This window comes from Caulobacter sp. UC70_42 (genome assembly GCF_044056025.1).
Taxonomy (GTDB): domain Bacteria; phylum Pseudomonadota; class Alphaproteobacteria; order Caulobacterales; family Caulobacteraceae; genus Caulobacter.
On record NZ_CP171994.1, the window covers coordinates 2,380,272 to 2,400,965 of the forward strand.

The 20,694-nt window shown below is 67.7% G+C and carries 18 protein-coding genes and 3 pseudogenes; 14 read left to right on the forward strand and 7 right to left on the reverse strand.

Going from position 1 to position 20,694, the window contains the following annotated elements; translation table 11 throughout:
* Window positions 1-61: 61 nt before the first annotated feature.
* From fabA to ACHMW8_RS12075, 3 genes and pseudogenes are all read right to left on the reverse strand, one after another.
* On the reverse strand, window positions 62-592 hold the full coding sequence (gene fabA / locus ACHMW8_RS12065) for a bifunctional 3-hydroxydecanoyl-ACP dehydratase/trans-2-decenoyl-ACP isomerase (RefSeq protein WP_125159089.1): 531 nt from the start codon (window positions 590-592) through the stop codon (window positions 62-64).
* A gap of 106 nt (window positions 593-698) precedes the next feature.
* Window positions 699-2,522: pseudogene (locus ACHMW8_RS12070) on the reverse strand (DUF885 domain-containing protein).
* A gap of 37 nt (window positions 2,523-2,559) precedes the next feature.
* The gene (locus tag ACHMW8_RS12075) at window positions 2,560-3,249 is read right to left on the reverse strand and encodes a TetR/AcrR family transcriptional regulator (RefSeq protein WP_395445673.1); all 690 of its coding nucleotides are present in this window, start codon (window positions 3,247-3,249) and stop codon (window positions 2,560-2,562) included.
* Between the two features lie 64 nt (window positions 3,250-3,313).
* On the opposite strand from ACHMW8_RS12075, the gene ACHMW8_RS12080 reads away from it, so the two are divergent.
* Entirely contained in the window at window positions 3,314-4,438 is a 1,125-nt protein-coding gene (locus tag ACHMW8_RS12080; protein WP_395445674.1) for an FAD-dependent oxidoreductase, read from the forward strand.
* Here ACHMW8_RS12080 and ACHMW8_RS12085 read toward each other — a convergent pair.
* Complete coding sequence (locus tag ACHMW8_RS12085; RefSeq protein WP_125159085.1) at window positions 4,435-4,893, reverse strand: helix-turn-helix domain-containing protein; 459 nt, start codon at window positions 4,891-4,893, stop codon at window positions 4,435-4,437. The two genes, ACHMW8_RS12080 and ACHMW8_RS12085, sit on opposite strands and share 4 nt — an antisense overlap.
* 71 nt (window positions 4,894-4,964) lie before the next feature.
* Here ACHMW8_RS12085 and ACHMW8_RS12090 point away from each other — a divergent pair, with 71 nt between their 5' ends.
* Window positions 4,965-5,702, forward strand: a complete 738-nt coding sequence (locus tag ACHMW8_RS12090; RefSeq protein ID WP_395445675.1) for an SDR family NAD(P)-dependent oxidoreductase — start codon at window positions 4,965-4,967, stop codon at window positions 5,700-5,702.
* The gene (locus tag ACHMW8_RS12095; protein ID WP_395445676.1) at window positions 5,665-6,321 is read left to right on the forward strand and encodes a 2-hydroxychromene-2-carboxylate isomerase; all 657 of its coding nucleotides are present in this window, start codon (window positions 5,665-5,667) and stop codon (window positions 6,319-6,321) included. Before ACHMW8_RS12090 ends, ACHMW8_RS12095 begins: the two co-directional genes overlap by 38 nt.
* Before the next feature lie 65 nt (window positions 6,322-6,386).
* On the opposite strand, the gene spt is transcribed toward ACHMW8_RS12095, so the two are convergent.
* A complete protein-coding gene (gene spt / locus ACHMW8_RS12100) occupies window positions 6,387-7,604 on the reverse strand; it encodes a serine palmitoyltransferase (RefSeq protein ID WP_395445677.1) in 1,218 nt (405 codons plus the stop codon).
* Window positions 7,605-7,699: 95 nt separating this feature from the next.
* On the opposite strand from spt, the gene ACHMW8_RS12105 reads away from it, so the two are divergent.
* The 5 genes from ACHMW8_RS12105 to ACHMW8_RS12125 all read left to right on the forward strand — a co-directional run bounded on the left by ACHMW8_RS12105 (window position 7,700) and on the right by ACHMW8_RS12125 (window position 11,613).
* A complete protein-coding gene (locus ACHMW8_RS12105; protein WP_125159216.1) occupies window positions 7,700-8,362 on the forward strand; it encodes a TetR/AcrR family transcriptional regulator in 663 nt (220 codons plus the stop codon).
* A gap of 180 nt (window positions 8,363-8,542) precedes the next feature.
* Window positions 8,543-8,974: a 50S ribosomal protein L11 gene (rplK, locus tag ACHMW8_RS12110; protein ID WP_058346464.1), complete on the forward strand. Its 432-nt coding sequence runs from the start codon at window positions 8,543-8,545 to the stop codon at window positions 8,972-8,974.
* Window positions 8,975-8,978: 4 nt separating this feature from the next.
* Window positions 8,979-9,665: a 50S ribosomal protein L1 gene (gene rplA / locus ACHMW8_RS12115; protein ID WP_395445678.1), complete on the forward strand. Its 687-nt coding sequence runs from the start codon at window positions 8,979-8,981 to the stop codon at window positions 9,663-9,665.
* 121 nt (window positions 9,666-9,786) lie between these two features.
* Window positions 9,787-10,026, forward strand: coding sequence for a type II toxin-antitoxin system VapB family antitoxin (locus tag ACHMW8_RS12120; RefSeq protein ID WP_395445679.1), 240 nt, complete (start codon window positions 9,787-9,789; stop codon window positions 10,024-10,026).
* A 390-nt stretch (window positions 10,027-10,416) separates the two neighbouring features.
* Entirely contained in the window at window positions 10,417-11,613 is a 1,197-nt protein-coding gene (locus ACHMW8_RS12125; RefSeq protein WP_395445680.1) for an NAD(P)/FAD-dependent oxidoreductase, read from the forward strand.
* Here the strand turns inward: ACHMW8_RS12125 and ACHMW8_RS12130 are convergent.
* Window positions 11,610-11,741 (reverse strand): hypothetical protein, encoded by a 132-nt coding sequence (locus ACHMW8_RS12130; RefSeq protein ID WP_395445681.1) that lies wholly within the window; start codon window positions 11,739-11,741, stop codon window positions 11,610-11,612. The two genes, ACHMW8_RS12125 and ACHMW8_RS12130, sit on opposite strands and share 4 nt — an antisense overlap.
* A gap of 115 nt (window positions 11,742-11,856) precedes the next feature.
* Window positions 11,857-12,960: pseudogene (locus tag ACHMW8_RS12135) on the reverse strand (alpha/beta fold hydrolase); the annotation flags it as partial.
* Window positions 12,961-13,343: 383 nt separating this feature from the next.
* Between ACHMW8_RS12135 and rplJ the strand changes: the two are divergent.
* The 6 genes and pseudogenes from rplJ to rpoB all read left to right on the forward strand — a co-directional run bounded on the left by rplJ (window position 13,344) and on the right by rpoB (window position 20,614).
* Window positions 13,344-13,862, forward strand: coding sequence for a 50S ribosomal protein L10 (gene rplJ, locus ACHMW8_RS12140; RefSeq protein ID WP_125159077.1), 519 nt, complete (start codon window positions 13,344-13,346; stop codon window positions 13,860-13,862).
* A 47-nt stretch (window positions 13,863-13,909) separates the two neighbouring features.
* Entirely contained in the window at window positions 13,910-14,293 is a 384-nt protein-coding gene (rplL, locus tag ACHMW8_RS12145) for a 50S ribosomal protein L7/L12 (protein WP_125159076.1), read from the forward strand.
* Window positions 14,294-14,433: 140 nt separating this feature from the next.
* Complete coding sequence (locus ACHMW8_RS12150; protein WP_395445682.1) at window positions 14,434-15,465, forward strand: WD40/YVTN/BNR-like repeat-containing protein; 1,032 nt, start codon at window positions 14,434-14,436, stop codon at window positions 15,463-15,465.
* 108 nt (window positions 15,466-15,573) lie between these two features.
* Window positions 15,574-15,978: a hypothetical protein gene (locus tag ACHMW8_RS12155; protein WP_125159074.1), complete on the forward strand. Its 405-nt coding sequence runs from the start codon at window positions 15,574-15,576 to the stop codon at window positions 15,976-15,978.
* 59 nt (window positions 15,979-16,037) lie between these two features.
* Window positions 16,038-16,199: a hypothetical protein gene (locus ACHMW8_RS12160; RefSeq protein ID WP_125159073.1), complete on the forward strand. Its 162-nt coding sequence runs from the start codon at window positions 16,038-16,040 to the stop codon at window positions 16,197-16,199.
* Window positions 16,200-16,543: 344 nt separating this feature from the next.
* A pseudogene (gene rpoB, locus ACHMW8_RS12165) lies at window positions 16,544-20,614 on the forward strand (DNA-directed RNA polymerase subunit beta).
* The last annotated feature ends 80 nt before the right edge of the window (window positions 20,615-20,694 follow it).

The following is a 20,694-nucleotide window of genomic DNA, read 5'->3' on the forward strand; positions in this document are numbered from 1 at the left end:
TTTCAAGGCCTCGCGTCGGAAACGGCGCGGGGCCTTTGCTTTTGGGGCCCAGCCGCGCGCCTCAGTCGCGCTGCTCGATCATCCCGACCTTCAGGTCGTTGGCCGTGTAGACGCACTCCCCGTCGACGATCAGCCGGCCGTTGGCCAGGCCTAGCGCCAGCCGGCCTCGGCGGACCTGCCGCAGGCTGATCTCGTAGCGGACCAGCTTGGACGCGGGCGTGACGTCGCCGCGGAACTTAACCTCGCCGACACCGAGGGCGCGGCCCTTGCCGGGCGAGCCCGACCAGCCCAGCCAGTAGCCGATCACCTGCCACATGGCGTCCAGGCCCAGGCAGCCGGGCATGACCGGATCGCCGATGAAGTGGCAGTCGAAGAACCAGAGGTCCGGGGTGATATCCAGCTCGGCGACCACGTGGCCCTTGCCAAAGTCGCCGCCGTCCAGGCTGATCTCGACGATCCGGTCCATCATCAGCATCGGCGGCGCGGGCAACTGGGCGTTGCCCGGCCCGAAGTAGCCGCCCCGGCCCGACTCCAGCAGGTCGGCCTTGGTGTAGTGGTCCTTGGGCGTGTGGAAGTCGCGCGGATCGGCCAAGTCTCTCTCCCGTCCCGGGGCCGCGCGAGGTCTTCAATCGCCGCCGCGTCCGCCCGGGCTTTGCTCAAGCTGTGCGCGCGGCGGCGCGAACGTCAAGATTGAGCGGTCAAGCGGTGAAGGTCATCGTGCTCAGCACCTGCTCCAGCACCACCAGCGGCATGGCCCCGCGCAGCAGCACGTCGTGGAAGGCCTTGGGGTCGAACCTCGCGCCGGCCTTGGCCTTGGCGACGTCGCGCAGGCGCTCCCACTCGGTGTGGCCGATCTTGTAGCTGCACGCCTGGCCCGGCCAGACGCAGTAGCGGTCGATCTCGCGCTGGACCCGCGAGCGGGGCATGCCGGTGTTATCGACCATGTAGTCGGTGGCCTGGGCGCGGCTCCAGCGCTTGTGGTGCATGCCGGTGTCGACCACCAGGCGCACGGCGCGGAACTGCAGCGACTGCAGGAAGCCGATCTCGCCCAGCGGGTCGTCCCTATAGGCCCCCATCTCGGCGGCCAGCTGCTCGGCATAGAGGGCCCAGCCCTCGCTATAGGCGGCGAAGCCCATGCCGGCCCGGCGCAGCATCGGGATCTCCCGCGAGCCCAGGGCGATCGAGCCCTGCCAGACGTGGCCGGGCAGGGCCTCGTGATAGGTCAGGGTCGGCAGGCTGAACTTCGGCCACTCGGTGGTGTCCTTCAGGTTGATGTAGAAGCGGCCCGGCCGCGCGCCGTCCAGCGACGGCGGCTGGGCGTAGCCGTTCGGGCGCCGTCCTCGATCTCGGGTGGCACGCGGACGATCTCGACCGGAGCGGCGGGCAGGGTGCGGAACTGCGTCGGCAGCTGCGCGCGGATGGCTCTGGTCTGGGCGTTGAGGTCGGCCAGCAGCTGGGCGCGGCCCGCGTCGGTGTTGGCGTAGAGCTGGTCGGGGCGCGCCGATAGGGTCGTCAGGCGCGCGGCGACCGTGCCGGTGGTCAGGCCCTGCTTCTTCAGCAGCACGTCGATCTGGGCGGTCAGATCGGCCACCTGGTCGAGACCCAGCTTGTGGACCTCCTCGGGCGTGCGGCGGGTCGTGGTCTGGAAGGCCAGGGCCCCGGCGTAGAAGGCCTCGCCCATCGGCAGTTTCCAGGCCCCGGCGTCGCCAGTGGCCTTGGGGCGTAGGGCCTCCAGGGCGGCGATCTGGCGGTCGAGGGCCGGCTGCACCTTGCCGCCGACGATGGCGCTGGCGCGCGCCGACCAGTCGCCGGAAAGGCCCGCCTTGGCCGCGCGCGCGACCAGCGACTGGACGATGCTGGTCTGCTCCGGCGCCGGGGCGCGCTGGCGCTTCAGCTGGGCGAGGGCCGCGTCGAGGGCGAAGTCAGGGGCCAGAACGCCGGCGGCGGCGTCCATCTTGAAGGCCGCGGTATTGTCGTCGAGAACCCTGGCGTAGGCCTCCAGCCGCGAGAGATAGGCCTCGCCGTCTTCCTTGGTCTTCACCGGGTGGCGCGAATCGAGAAAGTCCGGGACGGACTGGTAGGGGCCGGTCAGCTGGCTCAGCACATAGGGCGAATAGGGGGGCATAGCCGAAGCCGGCCGGCCCCTCGCCATAGGTGAACGTCTCGCCGCCCTCGACGATACGCTTGTAGGTGTAGGTGGTGACCTCGTGGTCGACTCGGGCGGCCGGCGACAGCTGGGTCGGGTCGATCCTGGCCAGGGCCGCGACGCGGTCCTTGCGCTGGGCCACCCAGGCGGCGCGGGCCGCGCGCGAGCCGTCGTTCAGCTGGGCGCGCTGGCCGGCGCGGGCCCCGACGTCCAGACCTCGGCTGGTGGCGGTCTCGGGCGAGGCGTCGAGGTCGGCTTCCCAGAACTGGTCCAGCAGCGCCCTGAGCTCGGCGTCCTTGGATCCAGGCGCGGCGAGCGCGGGCGAGACGGCGAACGGCGTCAGCGCGACGCCCAGCAGAAACTGACGACGATCCATTAAAACTCCCCCGCGCCTTGCGCTTGTTGGGGATACGTTATCCGATCAGCGAGGCCGCGCCAGCCAGGATCAGGTCGACGCCCGCCAGGAACTGGGCGCGGTCGTCATGGTCGCGCAACTGGGCCGCCATCCGCCGCACGAATGGATGCTGCTCGGGATCCAGCGCCGCCCACCGGTCGGCGATCTCGCCGAGAAAGGCCGAACGGTCCGTGCGGCCGCTTTCGCGCGCCTGGCGGGCGTTGGCCGCGTTCTGACCGGCGACGCCGAGGATGTAGCTGGCCAGGGCGGTGGCGGTGTCGAACTGCGCGGCCTCGGGCACGCCCAGCGCGTGGAGCTGACGACCCACGCCTTCCAGGATCCGCAGCGCCGCCGGCCGCGATGGATCGCGGAAGAACTGGGCGCCGACCCAGGGATGGGCGTCGACGGCCTCGAAGACATTGAGGGCCATGGCGCGGATCGCCGCCCTTGGCTCGGCCTCGGCGGGGATCTTGGCCATGACCTGGGCAACGATGTCGTCGGCGGCGGCGGCCAGCAGGTCGTTCTTGTCGGCGACGTGCCAGTAGATCGCCCCGGCCCCGGTCGACAGGCGCGCCGCCAGGGCGCGGAACGTCAGGGCCGCTTCGCCGTCGGCGTCGAGGATCGCGATCGCGGCCTCGAACGATCTTCGCCTTGGAGAGCGCGTCGGCGCGTCGTTCGGTCCGGGGAGCCATGGGTGCGTTCTTGACACGATTGGAACGATGTTCCAATAGGCCGCCTCTGGAACGATGTTCCAATCTATTCGGGAGTATCTCATGACGGCTTCGGTCACGATCATTGGCGCGGGCCTGGGGGGTCTGGTCCTGGCGCGTGTGCTCCACGTTCACGGCGTCGCCGCGACGGTCTATGAAGCCGAGGCTTCGGCCGGAGCCCGGACGCAGGGCGGCATGCTCGACATCCACGAGATGGACGGCCAGTCGGCCATGAAGGCGGCGGGGCTGTTCGAGGACTTCCAGGCGCTGATCCACGAGGGCGGACAGGCCTCGCGCGTGCTCGACAAGCATGGTGTGGTGGTGCTGGACCTGCCCGACAATGGCCAGGGCGGCCGACCTGAAGTCCCGCGCGGCGAACTGCGGCGGATCCTGCTGGAGTCGCTGCCGGAGGGCACAGTGCGGTGGGGCAAGAAGCTGGCCGGCGTCGTGGCGCTGGGCGAGGGGCGCCATCAACTGACCTTCTCGGACGGTGAGGTTGTGACCACCGGCTTGCTCGTTGGCGCGGACGGCGCATGGTCGAAGGTCCGGCCGCTGCTATCGGACGCCAAGCCTCGATATGTCGGTGCGACCTTCGTGGAGGCCTGGCTGCGCGATGTCGATACGCGCTATCCAGCGACCGCCGCGGCCGTTGGCGGCGGCGGGTTGTTCGCGATGGCGCCGGGGCAGGGGATCTTCGCGCATCGCGAGCCGGGCGGCGTGCTGCACGCCTATGTCGCCCTGAACCGTCCGACAGCGTGGTTCGATGCGATCGACTTCACCAACGACGCATCCGCCAAGGCCCGGATCGCGGCCGAGTTCGCGGGCTGGGCGCCGGAGCTTGTGGCCCTGATCACCGATAGCGACGGACCGCTGGTCCCGCGTTCGCTGCATGCATTGCCCGACGATCATAGCTGGGCCCGGACGCCGGGCGTCACCCTGCTGGGTGACGCGGCCCATCTGGCGCCGCCGGCCGGCGAGGGGGCGAACCTGGCGATGCTGGATGGCGCGGAACTGGGCCAGGCGATCGTGGCGCATCCTGGTGATGTGGAGGCGGCGCTGACAGCCTATGAGGCGGCGATGTTCCCGCGCAGCCGCAAGGCGGCCGAGGACTCGCACGAGACGTTGAGACTGTGCCTGGACGAGCGGGCGCCGTTCAGCCTTGTCGCGTTCTTCCAGGGCGCGCGCTAGGGCTCCGGGAAGCCCGGCGCGGCCCGCGCCTCGACCTGCCGGGCGGTGACGGTCTCGCCGCATTCCGAGCACACCTGCACGGGGTGGAAATCACACCCGCACCCCTTGTGCCGCCGCAGCACCGGCGGACCGGCGGCGTCGGCATAGTGGCTGTCGCCGAAGTGGGCGATGGCCATGACCACGGGATGCAGGTCCAGGCCCTTCTCCGTCAGCCGGTATTCGTGACGGACCGGCTTGTCCTGATACGCCACGCGGCGCAGGACCCCCTCGTCAACCAGCACCCGCAGCCTGTCCGTGACGATGGTGCGCGAGACGCCCAGCCGGCGCTGGAACACCTCGAACCGCCGCACGCCCAGAAAGCAGTCGCGCAGGATCATCAGGGTCCAGCGGTCGCCGATCACCGCCAGGGCGCGGGAGATCGAGCAGGGCTGGTCGGAGAGATCTTCCCACTTCATGGCGCCATTCTGCGTTTGACTCAGTACAGATTCAATACGAACTTGACGCCATAACAGCGGAGGAAGCGGCGATGGGCAGTCCAAAGGGCGCCTGCCTGGTGGTGGGCGTCGGCGATGGAGTCGGCGGCGCGATCGCCAAGGCCTTCGCGGCCGAGGGGTATGAGGTCTGCATGACCCGCCGCCCGCGCCACCTCGACCAACTGGAGGCCTTGGCCGCCGAGATCCGTGAGCGCGGCGGCGCGGCCCGCGCCTATGGCGTCGACGCCCGCCAGGAGGCCGAGATGATTGGCCTGGTCGACCGGATCGAGGCCGCGGTCGGGCCATTGGAGGTCGTCGTCTTCAACATCGGCGCGAACGTCCGCTTCGGCCTGGTCGAGACCACGGCCCAGGTGTTCAGCAAGGTCTGGGAGATGGCCTGCTTCGCCGGTTTCCTCACCGCCCGCGAGGCGGCGCGGGTGATGGTCCCGCGCGGCCGCGGCACGATCCTGTTCACCGGCGCCAGCGCCAGCCTGCGCGGCAAGGACGGCTTTTCGGCCTTCGCCTCGGCCAAGGCCGGCCTGCGGGCGGTGGCCCAGAGCGCGGCGCGCGAGTTGGGGCCGAAGGGCGTCCACGTGGCCCATGTCGTGGTCGACGGAGCGATCGACGGGGTCTTCACCCGCTCGATCCGCGAGGACGTCCAAGGCCTGCTGGATCGCGACGAGATCCTGAAGCCCGCCGAGATCGCCGCCAACTATGTCTGGCTGCATGGCCAGCCGCGCTCGGCCTGGACCCATGAGATCGACCTGCGGCCCCATTCTGAAACTTGGTAGGGGGAGAGACCTGGTGACCCAATCCGTCGACTTCATCTTCGACTTCGGCAGCCCCAACGCCTACCTGGCCTGGAAGGTGCTGCCGGACATCGCCGCCCGCCATGGCGCGGCCGTGACCCTGCTGCCGTGCCTGCTGGGCGGCATCTTCAAGGCCACCGGCAACCAGGCGCCGGGCGTGGCCTTCAGCGGGGTGAAGGGGAAGCTGGACTACGAGATGCTGGAGATGCGCCGCTTCATCGAAGCGCACGGACTGGCCGCGTTCCGGTTCAATCCGCACTTCCCGGTCAACACCCTGCTCTTGATGCGCGGCCAGATCGCCGCCCAGCGGATGGGCGTCGGCGAGGCTTATCTCGAAACGATGCTGAAGGGCATGTGGGAGAATGGCCTCAAGCTCGACGATCCGGCGGTGTTCGTCGCCACGGCGAACGGGGCCGGCCTCGACGGCGCGGCCCTGCTGGCGGCGACCGCCGATCCTGAGGTGAAGGGCGAGCTTGTCGCCAACACCGAGGCCGCCGTCGCGCGGGGCGCCTTCGGCATCCCGACCTTCTTCGTCGGAAGCGAGATGTTCTTCGGCAAGGAGCGGCTCGGCCAGGTCGAGGCCGAGCTGGCGAAGGGGTAGGGGGCTCAAATGCTTGTCCTCCCGGAAAGCCTCTACGGGGCTTCCGGGATGACGAGAATTGAAGCTTAGGCCTTCGCCATCAGGCGCGGCTCGGCCAGCACGCCGAACTCGTGACCGAGGCGGATCAGGGCTTCGGCCAGGCCGTCCATCTGCGCTTCGGTGTGGGCCGCCGAGATGGCGCAGCGCAGCAGGCTTTCGCCCGACGGCGTGGCCGGCGGCAGGCCGATATTGACGTAGTAGCCGGCCTCGAGCAGCGCGCGCCACATGGCCAGGGTCGTGGCGTCCGATTCCAGGCAGACGGCGACGATCGGGCTGGGCGTCGAGCCCAGCTGGAAGCCGGCGGCCTCCAGCGCGCCGTAGAGCCGGCTGACATTGGCCCACAGCTTGGCGCGCAGGTGCGGACGTTCCTTCACGGCCTTCAGCGAGGCGCGCACCGAGGCGACGGTCGCCGGCGGCAGCGAGGCGGTGAACATGTAGGGGCGGCAGGCCACGCGCAGGATGTCGAACTGCTCGTGGTTGGAGACGCAGTAGCCGCCGACCGCGCCCAGGCTCTTGGAGAAGGTGCCGACCACGAAGTCGACCTGATCCAGCAGGCCTTCCCGCTCGGCCAGGCCGCAGCCGTTGTCGCCCAGCACGCCCATCGAGTGGGCCTCGTCCACCAGGATGTAGGCGCCGTGGCGCTTGGCGACCTCGACGATCGCCTTCAGCGGGGCCATGTCGCCCAGCATCGAATAGATGCCCTCGACGACGATCAGCTTGTTGCCCGGCTCATCGGCCAGGCGGCGCAGGCGCTTGTCCAGGTCGGCTGCGTCGTTGTGCTTGAAGCGGATGGCGCTGGCCTGCGTCTGCTTGCAGGCGTCGTAGATCGAGGCGTGGCTGTCGGCGTCCAGCAGCAGGAAGTCGCCCGCGCCGACCAGGGTCGAGATGATGCCGAGATTGGCCTGGTAGCCGGTCGAGAACACCATGGCGTGGGCCATGCCATGCAGTTCGGCCAGTTCACGCTCCAGCGCGACGTGGTCCGAGAACGAGCCGTTGGCGATCCGCGAGCCGCAGGTCCCCGTGCCTTCGCGGCGCACCGCCTCGACCGCGGCCTCGATGCTGGCCTCGTCGAAGGCCAGGCCCAGATAGTTGTGCGTGCCCACCGTCACGGTCTTGCGGCCGTTGATGATCGCCTCGCTGGCCGAGAGGAGCTGGTCCATCACCACGCCGGTCGGCATCTGGCCGGTAGCGCGGGCAATCTCGTAGCGGGCTGCCAGGGCGGAGTGGCTGTCGAAGAGTCCCAAGTGCGTGCTTTCTGAGTTCGGCCCTTTGCGTCGGCCGCATGGTTCCGCTTGTTGCGAAAATGGAATACAGTCTAAAAATAGATGCATCAATGAAAATGGATTCCATTCCAAACTCTGGCATGGCCCTGCGGGCTCGGGGCAAGGCGCGCCGTTACGCCGAGATCGTCGGCGCGGCGGCCGATCTCTGGCGCGAGCACGGGCTGGACAAGGTCTCCCTGAGTCAAATCGCCGCGGCCGCCGAGGTCTCGCCCCAGACCATCTACAATCTGATCGGCGGTCTCGACGCGGTCGGGTTGGCGGTGATCAACGTGGCCATGAACCGGGTCGAGTCGCTGCTGTCGCGCGCCTCGGCGAAGGGCGTCGCCTTCGCGCTGGAGGCGGCGCGGGCCTCGGCCCAGCTCTATATCGATGACAGCCACCTCTATCGCCAGGTGCTGGTGCGGATCCCCCGCGTGCTGTTCGAAGGCACGCACCTGGGACGAGACGTCGCCCAGATCGTCATTCAGGCGATGATCCAGGCCCAGGCCGCCGGCGAGATCGCGTCGCACGTCGATCCAGACCGACTGGGGCGGGTGATCTACGCCAACTATCTGGGCGCGATCTACGACTGGGCCTGTGGGGACGCCAGCGATGAGGTGTTCCTGGAGACCAGCCAGGTCGCCGTGCTGGCTCCCGCGGCCGCCTGCGCCACGGACGCGGCTCGGCCGGGCCTGACCGCGCAGCTCTACTCGATGCTGCGCTGCCCGAACGCGGCCTGAGCTAAAGGCCCCGGAGCCTTTGACTCGCCGCTGACCACCTGCTAAACGCCGCGCCTCGCCCCCGAACCCCGGTTCTGGGGCGTGCTTGTCGTTTAGGCGACAGGCTCAAATCCGTGGGAGGGCCGCCAAGCCCGCACCACGGCTCACCAGCGAGGGCTCCGGCCCTCACGAGAGGATAATATGGCTAAGAAGATCCTGGGCTACATCAAGCTCCAGGTGAAGGCTGGCTCGGCCACGCCTTCGCCCCCCATCGGCCCGGCTCTGGGTCAGCGCGGCGTCAACATCATGGGCTTCTGCAAGGAGTTCAACGCGCGCACCGAGAACGTCGAAAAGGGCACGCCCCTGCCGACCGTGATCACTGTCTACCAAGACAAGTCGTTCACCTTCATCACCAAGACGCCCCCGGCGACGCACTACCTGAAGCAGATCACCGGTCTGAAGTCGGGCGCGAAGCTGACCGGTCGCGAGACCGTCGGCGAAGTGACGCGCACGCAACTGCGCGAAATCGCCGAAAAGAAGATGAAGGACCTGAACGCCAACGACATCGAGGCCGCGGCCAAGATCATCGAAGGCTCCGCCAAGGCCATGGGCCTGAAGATCGTGGAGGCCTAATCCAATGGCTAAGCAACCCAAGCGCATCAAGGCCTGGACCGGCGACCGCGACGCGACCCACTCGGTCGAAGCCGCCATCGCCCTGGTGAAGGCCAACGCCAAGGCCAAGTTCGACGAGTCGATCGAGATCTCGGTCAACCTCGGCGTCGATCCGCGTCACGCCGACCAACAGGTCCGCGGCGTCGTGAACCTGCCGTCGGGCACCGGCCGCGACGTCCGCGTCGCCGTCTTCGCCAAGGACGCCAAGGCGGCCGAAGCCGTCGCGGCGGGCGCCGAGCACGTCGGCGCCGAAGACCTGTACGAAAAGATCGCCGGCGGCTTCATGGACTTCGACCGCGTCATCGCGTCGCCGGACATGATGGCCCTGGTCGGTCGTCTCGGTAAGGTGCTGGGCCCGCGCGGCCTGATGCCGAACCCGAAGGTCGGCACCGTGACGCCGAACGTCGGTCAAGCCGTGAAGGACGCCAAGGGCGGCGCCGTCGAGTTCCGCGTCGAGAAGGCGGGCATCGTCCACGCCGGCATCGGCAAGGCCTCGTTCACCGACGAAGCCCTGGTCATCAACGTCAAGGCCCTGATCGACGCCCTGAACAAGGCCAAGCCGTCGGGCGCCAAGGGCGTCTACGTGAAGCGCATCGGCCTGTCGTCGACGATGGGTCCGGGCTTCAAGGTGGACACCGCCTCGGTCGGCTAATCGCCGCTCGAAGCTGAGTTACCTGGACGGGCGCTGGAGCGATCCAGCGCCCGTCTTGCGTTTGGGGCGTCGTTGTGAGCTCGGCTAGCCGATGCTATCTTTCGTCTAGACGGAGATTCCGATGCCCTTCCATATTCGCGATCCCGAGACCGACGCCTTGGTTCGCCGGTATGCGGAGGAAAAGCGCGTTGGCATCACGGAAGCCATCAAGCTTGCCGTGACCAAGGCGCGCGAGGCCGAGGACAGAACCAAGACCGAGAAGCTGGCGAGAATGCGGGCCATCAGCGAACGTGTGGCCAAGCTTCCTGATACGGGCCTTAATGTCGACAAGGCGTTTTTCGACGAGATGTCCGGCGACTAGATGTTTGTGGACGCTTCCCGCATTCTGCGCCATTCTTCTCGGCGAGCCCGATAGACAGTCCTTCGAAGAGCGTTTGGCGGCGACCGTCGGCGCGATCACATCAGGGGTTGCGGTCTGGGAAACGGTTCGCACGCTTTCGCGGGGCAAGGGCCTGACCATAGCTCAGGCCGAAATCGAGGTCCTTGAGTACATTGGAGCGGCGGAAGTCGTGACGATCGACATCGGCCTGCGCGAGGCGACGATGGCGCTCCGCCCGTTTCGGCAAGGGCGTCCATCCCGCCAAGCTCAACATGGGCGATTGCTTCGCCTACGCTTGCGCCAAGGTTCATGGCGTCCCGCTGCTCTACAAGGGCGACGACTTCGTCCTGACCGACATCGAGGCGGCCTGACGTGACCGAACAAATCCTCGACGTCGCCGTGATTGGCGGCGGGCCGGCCGGGCTGATGGCGGCCGAGACGGTCGCGCGGGCGGGCAAGTCCGTGGCGGTGTTCGAGAAGATGCCGACCTTCGGGCGCAAGTTCCTGATGGCTGGGCGCGGTGGGCTCAATCTCACCCATTCCGAAGACTTCGAGCGGTTCGGCCGGCGTTACGGCGCGCGGTCGCCCACCCTGGGGCCGATGCTTAAGGCCTTCTCGCCGAAGGACCTCGTGGCCTGGGCCGAGGGGCTGGGCCAGCCGACCTTCGTCGGAGCGAGCGGCCGGGTGTTTCCCAAGGCGATGAAAGCCTCGCCGCTGCTGCGGGCCTGGCTGGCGCGGCTGGAGGGACTGGGCGTGCAGTTGCGGACGCGCGCCGAATGGACGGGATGGAGCGCCGACGGCGGCCTGCTGATCAATGGCGAGGCGGTGCGCGCCCGGGCGGTGGTGCTGGCGCTGGGCGGGGCCAGCTGGCCCAGGCTGGGTTCGGACGCGGCCTGGGCGCCGGCGCTGGAGGGACAGGGCGCGGCCGTCGCGCCGTTCCGGGCCGCCAACTGCGGCTTCGACGTTGCCTGGAGCGACCTGTTTCGCGAGCGCTTCGCCGGCGAGCCGCTGAAGAACATCGGCCTGCGCCATGGCGAGGCGACCGCGCGGGGCGACGCCATGGTCGCGGGCTACGGCCTGGAGGGCGGGGCGGTCTACGCCCTGGCGGCCGGCCTGCGCGATGCGATCGAGACCGACGGCCGGGCGGTGCTGACCATCGACCTGCGGCCCGACATCCCCATCGAGACCCTGGAACGCCGGCTGCGCGCGCCGCGCGGCGGCCAGAGCCTGGCCAATTTCCTGCGCAAGGCCGTCAAGCTGTCGCCGGTCGAGGTCAACCTGCTGCGCGAGGCCCACGGGCTGGACCTGCCCGCGGAGCCGGCGGTCCTGGCCGAGGCGATCAAGGCCGCGCCGATCGCGCTGACCGCCGTCCAGCCGCTGGATCGCGCCATCTCGGCGGCCGGCGGCGTGACATTCGAGAGCCTCGACGGCCTGGCGCTCAAGAACCGCCCCGAGGTGATCCTGGCCGGCGAGATGCTGGATTGGGAGGCTCCGACCGGCGGCTATCTGTGGCAGGCCTGCTTCGCCACCGGCGTCGCGGCGGGAAAGCAGGCGCTGGCGCGGCTTTAGGGCTTCATCGCCGCTCTAATCTTCGCCGCCATCGCCTCCAGGTCCTTCGGATCCGCCACCGCGTTCTCCGCCAGATAGACCGGCTTGCCGGCGATGCGCGGGATCACGTGGACGTGCAGGTGCGGCACGCTCTGGCCGACGCCGTTGTTCTGCAGGATCGACGAAGCCCTCCAGCCCCAGGGCGTCGACCTCCGCCTGGCCGACCTTCTGGGCGACGGCCATGACCTTGGCGAGGTCCTTCGGATCCATCTCCAGCAGGTTGCGGGCCTTGGAGGTCTTGGAAATCACCAGCACGTGGCCGGCTTCCAGCGGGGCGCGGTCCATGAAGGCCAGGACGTCGGCGTCCTCATAGACCTTGTAGGCCGGCAGCTCGCCCCGGATGATCCTGGCGAAGACGTTGTTCGGGTCGTAGGCGGCCTTCAGGGGAATCCGCGACCCGGCCGGCGCTATGGTCGGATCGAACTGGGCCAGCCAGCGGATCACCTCGCTTTCCAGCGCGATGCGCGCGTCCGAGAAGCTGTGATCGGTGGCCATGTAGGTTTCGGTGAGCGCCTGCGCCCCGGCCGCGCGGGCGGCGGCCGCCAGCTTGCGCGTGGTGGGCGCGCCGGCGAACTCGGCCCCGATCATCAGCACCGGGCGGTCGGCGATCTTCGCGGAGAGCTTTTCGAGATCCAGCTTGGCCGCGTCCCGCTCGATCTCGGCGATCAGGGCTTCGGAGGTCGCGGCCAGCGGGGCGGTGTCGGGACGCATGGCCTCGGCCGCGCCTTTGCGGACCTGGTCGCTGGTGAGCTTGGCCGCTTCCTTGCCGATGTCCCAGGAGTCGATCAGCACCGCCCCGGCCACGCGGGGTTCGGCGGCGACGGCGTCGGCGGCCATGAAGCCGCCCATGCTGTGGCCCGCCACGACGATGCGCTTGGGGTCGACATGGTATTTGGCGGCGTTGGCCGGATCCAGCAGCCAGGCCACCGCCGCCTCGCCGTCGGCGCGGGCGTTGGCGAAGCTGAACGTCCCCTGGCTGCCCCAGGAACCGCGGTAGTTGATCCGCATGGCGTTCCAGCCGGCGCGGCGGACGGCCTGCAGCAGGTCGATATTGGTCTCGTTGCCCGGGAAGCCGTGCAGGAACAGCATTGTCGGATGCGGCTCCGCCCCGGAAGCCAGATAGAGGATGGCGTTGACCTTGGAGCCGGCGATGTCCACCTGGAAGGCGGCCATGTCGGCCGGGTGATCCTTGTCGCGCGCCGGATCGGCGACCACGGCCCGCGGCGTCGGCGGGGCCTTCAGCTCGGCGAAGGCGGGACTGGCGACGGCGAGCAGAAGCGCGGTGAGCGCGGCGACGGTGCGGTGCATGGCGGGTCCCCCTCTAAGCTTGGGCCATTAGAGCCTGACCGTGAGGTGTTTTGGGAGGGGATTTCCGCGCGCTGTTGATATCCCGTCGATCTTCGTCTATACGGCCGGCCTCTCCGACGGACTTCGGTCCGATGGAGAACCTGTTTGAGAACTACGGGGCGTGGGGTCACCAACGCCGTAATCGAGGAAGAGCCCTTCCTCGCCGTCGGGAGACAGGGATAGAGACGCCAAGTTCTCCTGCTCGTGACTTCAGTCCGAGACCGGGGCGCGGCCGACTTTCCTTGGAACAGGCATATGCGACTCGCACGCGGGAGCAATTCCGCATGGGACCGCATCTGGCTGCCGGAATGGTCCGGCCGCTGCTAACTGAGTAGGAGACCGCAATGGACCGCGCTCAAAAGCAGGAGTCGATCGAATCGCTGAAAAGCGTGTTCGCCGACGCCGGCGCTGTCGTCGTGACCCACTACATGGGTCTGACCGTTGCGGAAATGACCGACCTTCGTCTTCGCCTCCGCAAGGAAGGCGCCGCGATCAAGGTTGTGAAGAACACCCTGGCCCTCAAGGCTCTGGACGGCAAGCTCGGTGAAAAGGGCGACACGCTCTTCACCGGTCCGGTCGCCATCGCCTATGGCCCGGACGCCGTCTCGGCCGCGAAGATCGCGGTGCAGTTCGCCAAGGAAAACGACAAGCTTAAGATTGTCGGTGGCGTTCTGGACCAGACCAACGTGCTCGACGAAGCCGGCGTGCGTGCTCTGGCGACCCTGCCGTCGCTGGACGAACTGCGTGGCAAGCTTATCGGCCTCATCCAGGCTCCGGCGACCAAGATCGCTGGCGTCCTGCAGGCCCCGGCTGCCCAGCTGGCTCGCGTTTTCAACGCCTACGCGACCAAAGACGCCGCGTAACGGTCATCCCCGCAAATCTATCCCAATCTCTCTTTAGGAACTGACACATGTCGAAGCTCGAAAAGCTGGTCGAAGAACTGTCCACCCTGTCGGTGCTGGAAGCCGCTGAACTGTCGAAGCTGCTGGAAGAAAAGTGGGGCGTCTCGGCCGCCGCTCCGGTCGCCGTCGCCGCTGCTGGCGGCGCCGCCGCTGCTCCGGCCGAAGCCGCTGAAGAGCAAACCGAGTTCACCGTCGTCCTGGTCGACGGCGGCGACAAGAAGATCAACGTGATCAAGGAAGTCCGCGGCGTCCGTCCGGACCTCGGCCTGAAGGAAGCCAAGGACCTGGTCGAAGGCGCTCCGCAGAACGTCGTCGAAAACGTCTCGAAGGCTCAAGCCGACGAAGTCGCGAAGAAGCTCACGGAAGCCGGCGCCAAGATCCAAATCAAGTAATCTGGCCCCGGCTTTCGCTGGGACTGCGTTCCTTTGGAACTGCCGAGCGGCCTCGGAGGGAAACCTCCGGGGCCGCTTTCTTTTGCGGCTTGTCGCGCCGCGCCTCAGCGTCGAACCTGCCCCCTTTCCCGGGGAGTCGCATGACGCTTTCGATCCATCGCCGCGATCTCGTGCTGGGCGCCGCCGCCCTCGCCGCCACGCCCGCCTTCGCTCAGGACGGGCTGGGCGGCATCCGTATGCCGGCCTCGGTGATCGACAGCGAGCTGCGCGGCCTCTCGCCGACCGGCGGCAAGCGCTATTGGACCTCGGGCTCCAAGGGCTGGCTGATCCGCGGGCGTGACGAGCGCCAGGACGCCATGCGGATCGTCGGCGCCGAGACGCTGGACTTCCGGGGTCTGCACGCCTTCGACGACAGCCATGTCCTGGCTATGAGCGCCGGGCCCGGCGAGGCCTCGCAGCTTTGGCGCACCAAGGATAGCGGCAAGACCTGGAAGCGGATCGCCGCCAACCAGGATCCGGAGGGCTTCTGGGACTCGATCGCCTTCGTCGACAGCAAGCGAGGCTTCATCCTGGGCGACCCGACCAAGGGGCGGTTCACGGTGCTCTACACCGCCGATGGCGGCGAGACCTGGGCGCGGCTGAAGGATGAAGGCGTGCCGCCGGCCGCGCCGAACGAGGGGGCATTCGCCGCCAGCAACGGCTGCGTGGCGATCGGCCCGCGCGGCCAGGTCGCCTTCTGCTCCGGCGGGGCGGGCAAGGCGCGGGTCTATGTCTCGCGCGGCGGGGGCGGGGTGTTCGTGGCCACCGACACGCCGATCCTCGCCGACGCCCCATCGAAGGGCGCCTTCGCCGTGGCCTATGACAAGCACGGCGTGTTGTGGGTCTGCGGCGGCGACTACCAGAAGCCCAAGGCCGACGGCGTCAATCTGGCGCGCATGGAGCCGGGCCGGGTCAGCTTCGAGGCGGTCGCCGCGCCGACCGGTTACCTGTCGGGGATCTCGGTCAAGGGCTCGACCGTCATGGCCACCGGCCTGGCCGGGACCATCGTCAGCCGCAAGGGCGGGCCGTTCCAGCGGGTCTCGGCCGCGCCGATGAACACGGTGCGGCTGTCCTCGGAAAAATCGGCCGTGCTGTGCGGACCGAAGGGCGCGATCGGTCTCTGGCGGGCCTAAAGGCGGCAAAGGGCGCCGCCTCGCTTCCGCGAAAGCTGAAGCTTTTCAACGCCACTCGCGTTGGCGTGCTTCTTGCAACCTCCGGGCGTGCTCGCCTTGGAGGACGGGATGTCGGTCTCGGGTATCGGAAACGGAAACTGGTCGGCCTATGCCGCCGCGAGCGCCGAGCGCACGCGCGGGACCACGACCCTCCGCGTTGATACGGGAGAAAGCAGCGATGTCGACAAGGTTCGCGAGAAGGGGCTCACGGCCTTCGCCAAGCAAGCCAAGGCCGAGGCCTGGGCCGAGAAGGTGAGGCGCTGGCGTGACGAGGCCATGAAGGCGATGGGCCTGACGCAGGAGAAGCTGGACGCCATGTCGCCGGAGGACCGGGCCAAGGCGATGCAGCAGATCGACGAATATGTGCGGCGCAAGATCGACGAGGCGATGGAGGCGGCGCGCGAGGAGGCCAAGAAAAAGGGCCAGCCGCTGGGCGGTACGGGCGTCCCCCAATTCGTGGATTTCAGCGCCTAGGCGGGAACGTCAAGCGTCGCCATGCGCTAACAGCGGGTCATCCGTTGGGAAGCTTCGCCATGCTCAAGGTCGCCGGTGTCCTGCTCGTCCTGATGATCCTGTTCGGGATCCTCGGCTTCGTCGCCAACGTGGCCGGCGCCATCACCAAGGTCGCGTTCTTCGTCTGCCTGATCGCCTTGGGCGTCTCGCTGGTCATGAAGGCGATGAACAAGCAGACCTAGGCTGAGCGTGGTTCACTGAAGGCCCGGCCATACAAGGCCGACGCGTTTCGCGAGGCCTATTTACGCCCATTTACGAATCCCCCTTTTCTTCCCCGCTCCGTTCCCCTATATCCCCGCGTTCACGATTACATCGGCGGAGCGCTTTGGCGCGTCCGTATTACGCCCCGAGGCGCGATCAGCCGCCCTCCGATCCGCGCGAAGGGGCGCCCGTCAGGCTTCCGGTCCCGGTCGCCCGATAGGGGAATTCCAGCGTCCGCAGCTCCCTGAGAAGGCGAGCGGCGAGGGTGGACGCTACGGACATTCTAATTCACGCGCGGATTCCATCCGCGCCGCAGGGAAACAACATGGCGCAATCCTTCACCGGCAAGAAGCGGATCCGGAAGTCGTTCGGCCGCATCCCCGAGGCTGTGCAGATGCCGAACCTGATCGAGGTTCAGCGCTCCTCCTACGAGCAGTTCCTTCAGCGCGAGGTCCGTCCGGGCCAACGCCGCGACGAAGGCGTTCGAGGCGGTGTTCAAGTCGGTCTTCCCGATCAAGGACTTCAACGAGCGCGCGGTGCTCGAATACGTCTCGTACGAATTCGAAGAGCCCAAGTACGACGTCGAGGAATGCATCCAGCGCGACATGACCTTCGCCGCGCCGCTGAAGGTCAAGCTGCGCCTGATCGTGTTCGAGACGGAAGAAGAAACCGGCGCCCGCTCGGTCAAGGACATCAAGGAGCAGGACGTCTACATGGGCGATATCCCGCTCATGACGGACAAGGGCACCTTCATCGTCAACGGCACCGAGCGCGTCATCGTCTCGCAGATGCACCGCTCGCCGGGCGTGTTCTTCGACCACGACAAGGGCAAGACCCACGCCTCGGGCAAGCTGCTGTTCGCGGCTCGCGTGATCCCGTACCGCGGCTCGTGGCTGGACTTCGAGTTCGACGCCAAGGACATCGTCTACGTCCGCATCGACCGTCGCCGCAAGCTGCCGGCCACGACCTTCCTCTATGCCCTGGGCATGGACGGCGAAGAGATCCTGACCACGTTCTACGACGTCGTCCCGTTCGAGAAGCGCGCGGGCGGCTGGGCCACCCCGTACAAGCCCGAGCGCTGGCGCGGCGTGAAGCCGGAGTTCCCGCTGGTCGACGCCGACACGGGCGAGGAAGTCGCTCCGGCCGGCGCCAAGATCACGGCTCGCCAGGCCAAGAAGTTCGCCGACGGCGGCTTGAAGACCCTGCTGCTGGCCCCGGAAGCCCTGACGGGCCGCTACCTGGCCCGCGACGCGGTCAACTTCTCGACCGGTGAAATCTACGCCGAGGCCGGCGACGAGCTGGACGTGACCTCGATCCAGGCCCTGGCCGACCAAGGCTTCGACACCATCGACGTGCTCGACATCGACCACGTCACGGTCGGCGCCTACATGCGCAACACCCTGCGCGTCGACAAGAACGCCGTCCGCGAGGACGCGCTGTTCGACATCTATCGCGTCATGCGTCCGGGCGAGCCGCCGACCGTCGAAGCCGCCGAGGCGATGTTCAAGTCGCTGTTCTTCGACGCCGAGCGCTACGACCTGTCGTCGGTGGGCCGCGTGAAGATGAACATGCGTCTGGAGCAGGACGTGTCGGACGAAGTCCGCATCCTGCGCAAGGACGACGTCCTGGCCGTGCTGAAGGTCCTGGTGGGCCTGCGCGACGGTCGCGGCGAAATCGACGACATCGACAACCTGGGCAACCGTCGCGTCCGCTCGGTCGGCGAGCTGCTGGAAAACCAGTACCGCGTCGGCCTGCTGCGCATGGAACGCGCCATCAAGGAACGCATGTCGTCGGTCGACATCGACACCGTGATGCCGCACGACCTGATCAACGCCAAGCCGGCCGCGGCCGCCGTGCGTGAATTCTTCGGCTCCTCGCAGCTGTCGCAGTTCATGGACCAGACCAACCCGCTGTCGGAAATCACCCACAAGCGTCGTCTCTCGGCCCTCGGCCCGGGCGGTCTGACCCGCGAGCGCGCCGGCTTCGAAGTCCGCGACGTTCACCCGACCCACTACGGCCGGATCTGCCCGATCGAAACGCCGGAAGGCCCGAACATCGGTCTGATCAACTCGCTGGCCACCCACGCCCGCGTCAACAAGTACGGCTTCATCGAGAGCCCGTACCGTCGCGTGAAGGACGGCAAGCCGCAGGACGAAGTCGTCTACATGTCGGCGATGGAGGAATCCAAGCACGTCATCGCCCAGTCGAACATCAAGGTGGTCGACGGCGAGATCCTGGAAGACCTGGTCCCGGGCCGCATCAACGGCGAACCGACCCTCCTGCAAAAGGAGACGGTCGACCTGATGGACGTGTCGCCGCGCCAAGTCGTGTCGGTGGCCGCCGCCCTGATCCCGTTCCTCGAAAACGATGACGCCAACCGCGCCCTCATGGGCTCGAACATGCAACGTCAGGCCGTACCGCTGGTGCAGTCGGACGCCCCGCTGGTCGGCACCGGCATGGAAGCCGTCGTCGCCCGTGACTCGGCGCCGTCGTCATCGCCAAGCGCACCGGCGTGGTCGAGCAGATCGACGGTACGCGTATCGTCATCCGCGCCACGGAAGAAACCGACGCGGCCCGCTCGGGCGTCGACATCTACCGGATGTCGAAGTTCCAGCGTTCGAACCAGTCGACCTGCATCAACCAGCGCCCGCTGGTGAAGGTGGGCGACCGGATCCGCGCCGGCGACATCATCGCCGACGGTCCGTCGACCGAGCTGGGCGAACTGGCCCTGGGCCGCAACGCGCTCGTCGCGTTCATGCCCTGGAACGGCTACAACTTCGAAGACTCGATCCTGATCTCCGAACGCATCGTCCGCGACGACGTCTTCACCTCGATCCACATCGAGGAATTCGAGGTCATGGCCCGCGACACGAAGCTGGGTCCGGAAGAAATCACCCGCGACATCCCGAACGTCGGCGAGGAAGCCCTGCGCAACCTCGACGAAGCCGGCATCGTGGCGATCGGCGCCGAGGTCCAGCCGGGCGACATCCTGGTCGGCAAGGTCACGCCGAAGGGCGAGAGCCCGATGACGCCGGAAGAAAAGCTGCTGCGCGCCATCTTCGGCGAAAAGGCCAGCGACGTTCGCGACACCAGCCTGCGTCTGCCCCCGGGCGTCGCCGGCACGATCGTCGACGTGCGGGTGTTCAACCGTCACGGCGTCGACAAGGACGAACGCGCCCTGGCCATCGAACGCGCCGAGATCGACCGTCTGGGAAAGGACCGCGACGACGAGTTCACGATCCTGAACCGCAACATCTCGGGCCGCCTGAAGGAATTGCTGGTCGGCAAGGTCGCTCTGTCGGGTCCCAAGGGCCTGTCGCGCGGCGAGATCACCGCCGAGAACCTGAGCCAGGTGGCTTCGGGCCTGTGGTGGCAGATCGCGCTCGAGGACGAGAAGGCGATGGGCGAACTGGAAAGCCTGCGCCGCCTGTTCGACGAGAACCGCAAGCGTCTCGACCGTCGTTTCGAGGACAAGGTCGACAAGCTGCAGCGCGGCGACGAACTGCCTCCGGGCGTCATGAAGATGGTCAAGGTCTTCGTGGCCGTGAAGCGCAAGCTGCAGCCGGGCGACAAGATGGCCGGCCGTCACGGCAACAAGGGCGTCATCTCGCGCATCCTGCCGATCGAGGACATGCCGTTCCTCGCCGACGGCACGCACGTCGACGTCGTTCTGAACCCGCTGGGCGTGCCCTCGCGCATGAACGTCGGTCAGATCTTCGAGACCCACCTGGGCTGGGCTTGCGCCAACCTGGGCAAGCAGATCACCAACCTGCTGGAAGACTGGCAGCACGGCGGTCAGAAGCAGGCCCTGATCGATCGCCTGCGCGACATCTACGGCCCGGACGAAGAGCTGCCGGAAACCGAGGAAGAGCTGGTCGAGCTGGCCAAGAACCTGGGCAAGGGCGTTCCGATCGCCACCCCCGTGTTCGACGGCGCGCGCATGAGCGATATCGAGGAGCACCTCGAAATGGCCGGCGTCAATCCGTCGGGCCAGTCGATCCTGTTCGACGGTCAGACCGGCGACCAGTTCAAGCGTCCGGTCACGGTCGGCTACATCTACATGCTGAAGCTGCACCACCTGGTCGACGACAAGATCCACGCCCGTTCGATCGGTCCGTACTCGCTCGTCACGCAACAGCCGCTGGGTGGTAAGGCCCAGTTCGGCGGTCAGCGCTTCGGGGAAATGGAAGTGTGGGCGCTGGAAGCCTACGGCGCGGCCTACACCCTGCAGGAAATGCTGACGGTGAAGTCCGACGACGTGGCCGGCCGGACCAAGGTCTACGAGTCGATCGTCCGTGGCGACGACACGTTCGAAGCCGGTATCCCGGAAAGCTTCAACGTGCTGGTCAAGGAAATGCGCTCGCTCGGCCTGAACGTCGAGCTGGAGAACAGCTGATCCGGACCTCCCTCCTCCGCGTGATCGCGGGGGAGGGGCCTCCCGTCAGCCCTCTCCAACTTTGAATTTTCGCGGGACGC

Coding starts and splice junctions, on each gene's coding strand:
- ACHMW8_RS12080 (WP_395445674.1), top strand. CDS start 3,314: ATGACGGCTTCGGTCACGATCATTGGCGCGGGCCTGGGGGGTCTGGTC.
- ACHMW8_RS12085 (WP_125159085.1), bottom strand. CDS start 4,893: ATGAAGTGGGAAGATCTCTCCGACCAGCCCTGCTCGATCTCCCGCGCC.
- ACHMW8_RS12090 (WP_395445675.1), top strand. CDS start 4,965: ATGGGCAGTCCAAAGGGCGCCTGCCTGGTGGTGGGCGTCGGCGATGGA.
- ACHMW8_RS12095 (WP_395445676.1), top strand. CDS start 5,665: ATGAGATCGACCTGCGGCCCCATTCTGAAACTTGGTAGGGGGAGAGAC.
- ACHMW8_RS12105 (WP_125159216.1), top strand. CDS start 7,700: ATGGATTCCATTCCAAACTCTGGCATGGCCCTGCGGGCTCGGGGCAAG.
- rplK (WP_058346464.1), top strand. CDS start 8,543: ATGGCTAAGAAGATCCTGGGCTACATCAAGCTCCAGGTGAAGGCTGGC.
- rplA (WP_395445678.1), top strand. CDS start 8,979: ATGGCTAAGCAACCCAAGCGCATCAAGGCCTGGACCGGCGACCGCGAC.
- ACHMW8_RS12120 (WP_395445679.1), top strand. CDS start 9,787: ATGCCCTTCCATATTCGCGATCCCGAGACCGACGCCTTGGTTCGCCGG.
- rplJ (WP_125159077.1), top strand. CDS start 13,344: ATGGACCGCGCTCAAAAGCAGGAGTCGATCGAATCGCTGAAAAGCGTG.
- rplL (WP_125159076.1), top strand. CDS start 13,910: ATGTCGAAGCTCGAAAAGCTGGTCGAAGAACTGTCCACCCTGTCGGTG.
- ACHMW8_RS12150 (WP_395445682.1), top strand. CDS start 14,434: ATGACGCTTTCGATCCATCGCCGCGATCTCGTGCTGGGCGCCGCCGCC.
- ACHMW8_RS12155 (WP_125159074.1), top strand. CDS start 15,574: ATGTCGGTCTCGGGTATCGGAAACGGAAACTGGTCGGCCTATGCCGCC.
- ACHMW8_RS12160 (WP_125159073.1), top strand. CDS start 16,038: ATGCTCAAGGTCGCCGGTGTCCTGCTCGTCCTGATGATCCTGTTCGGG.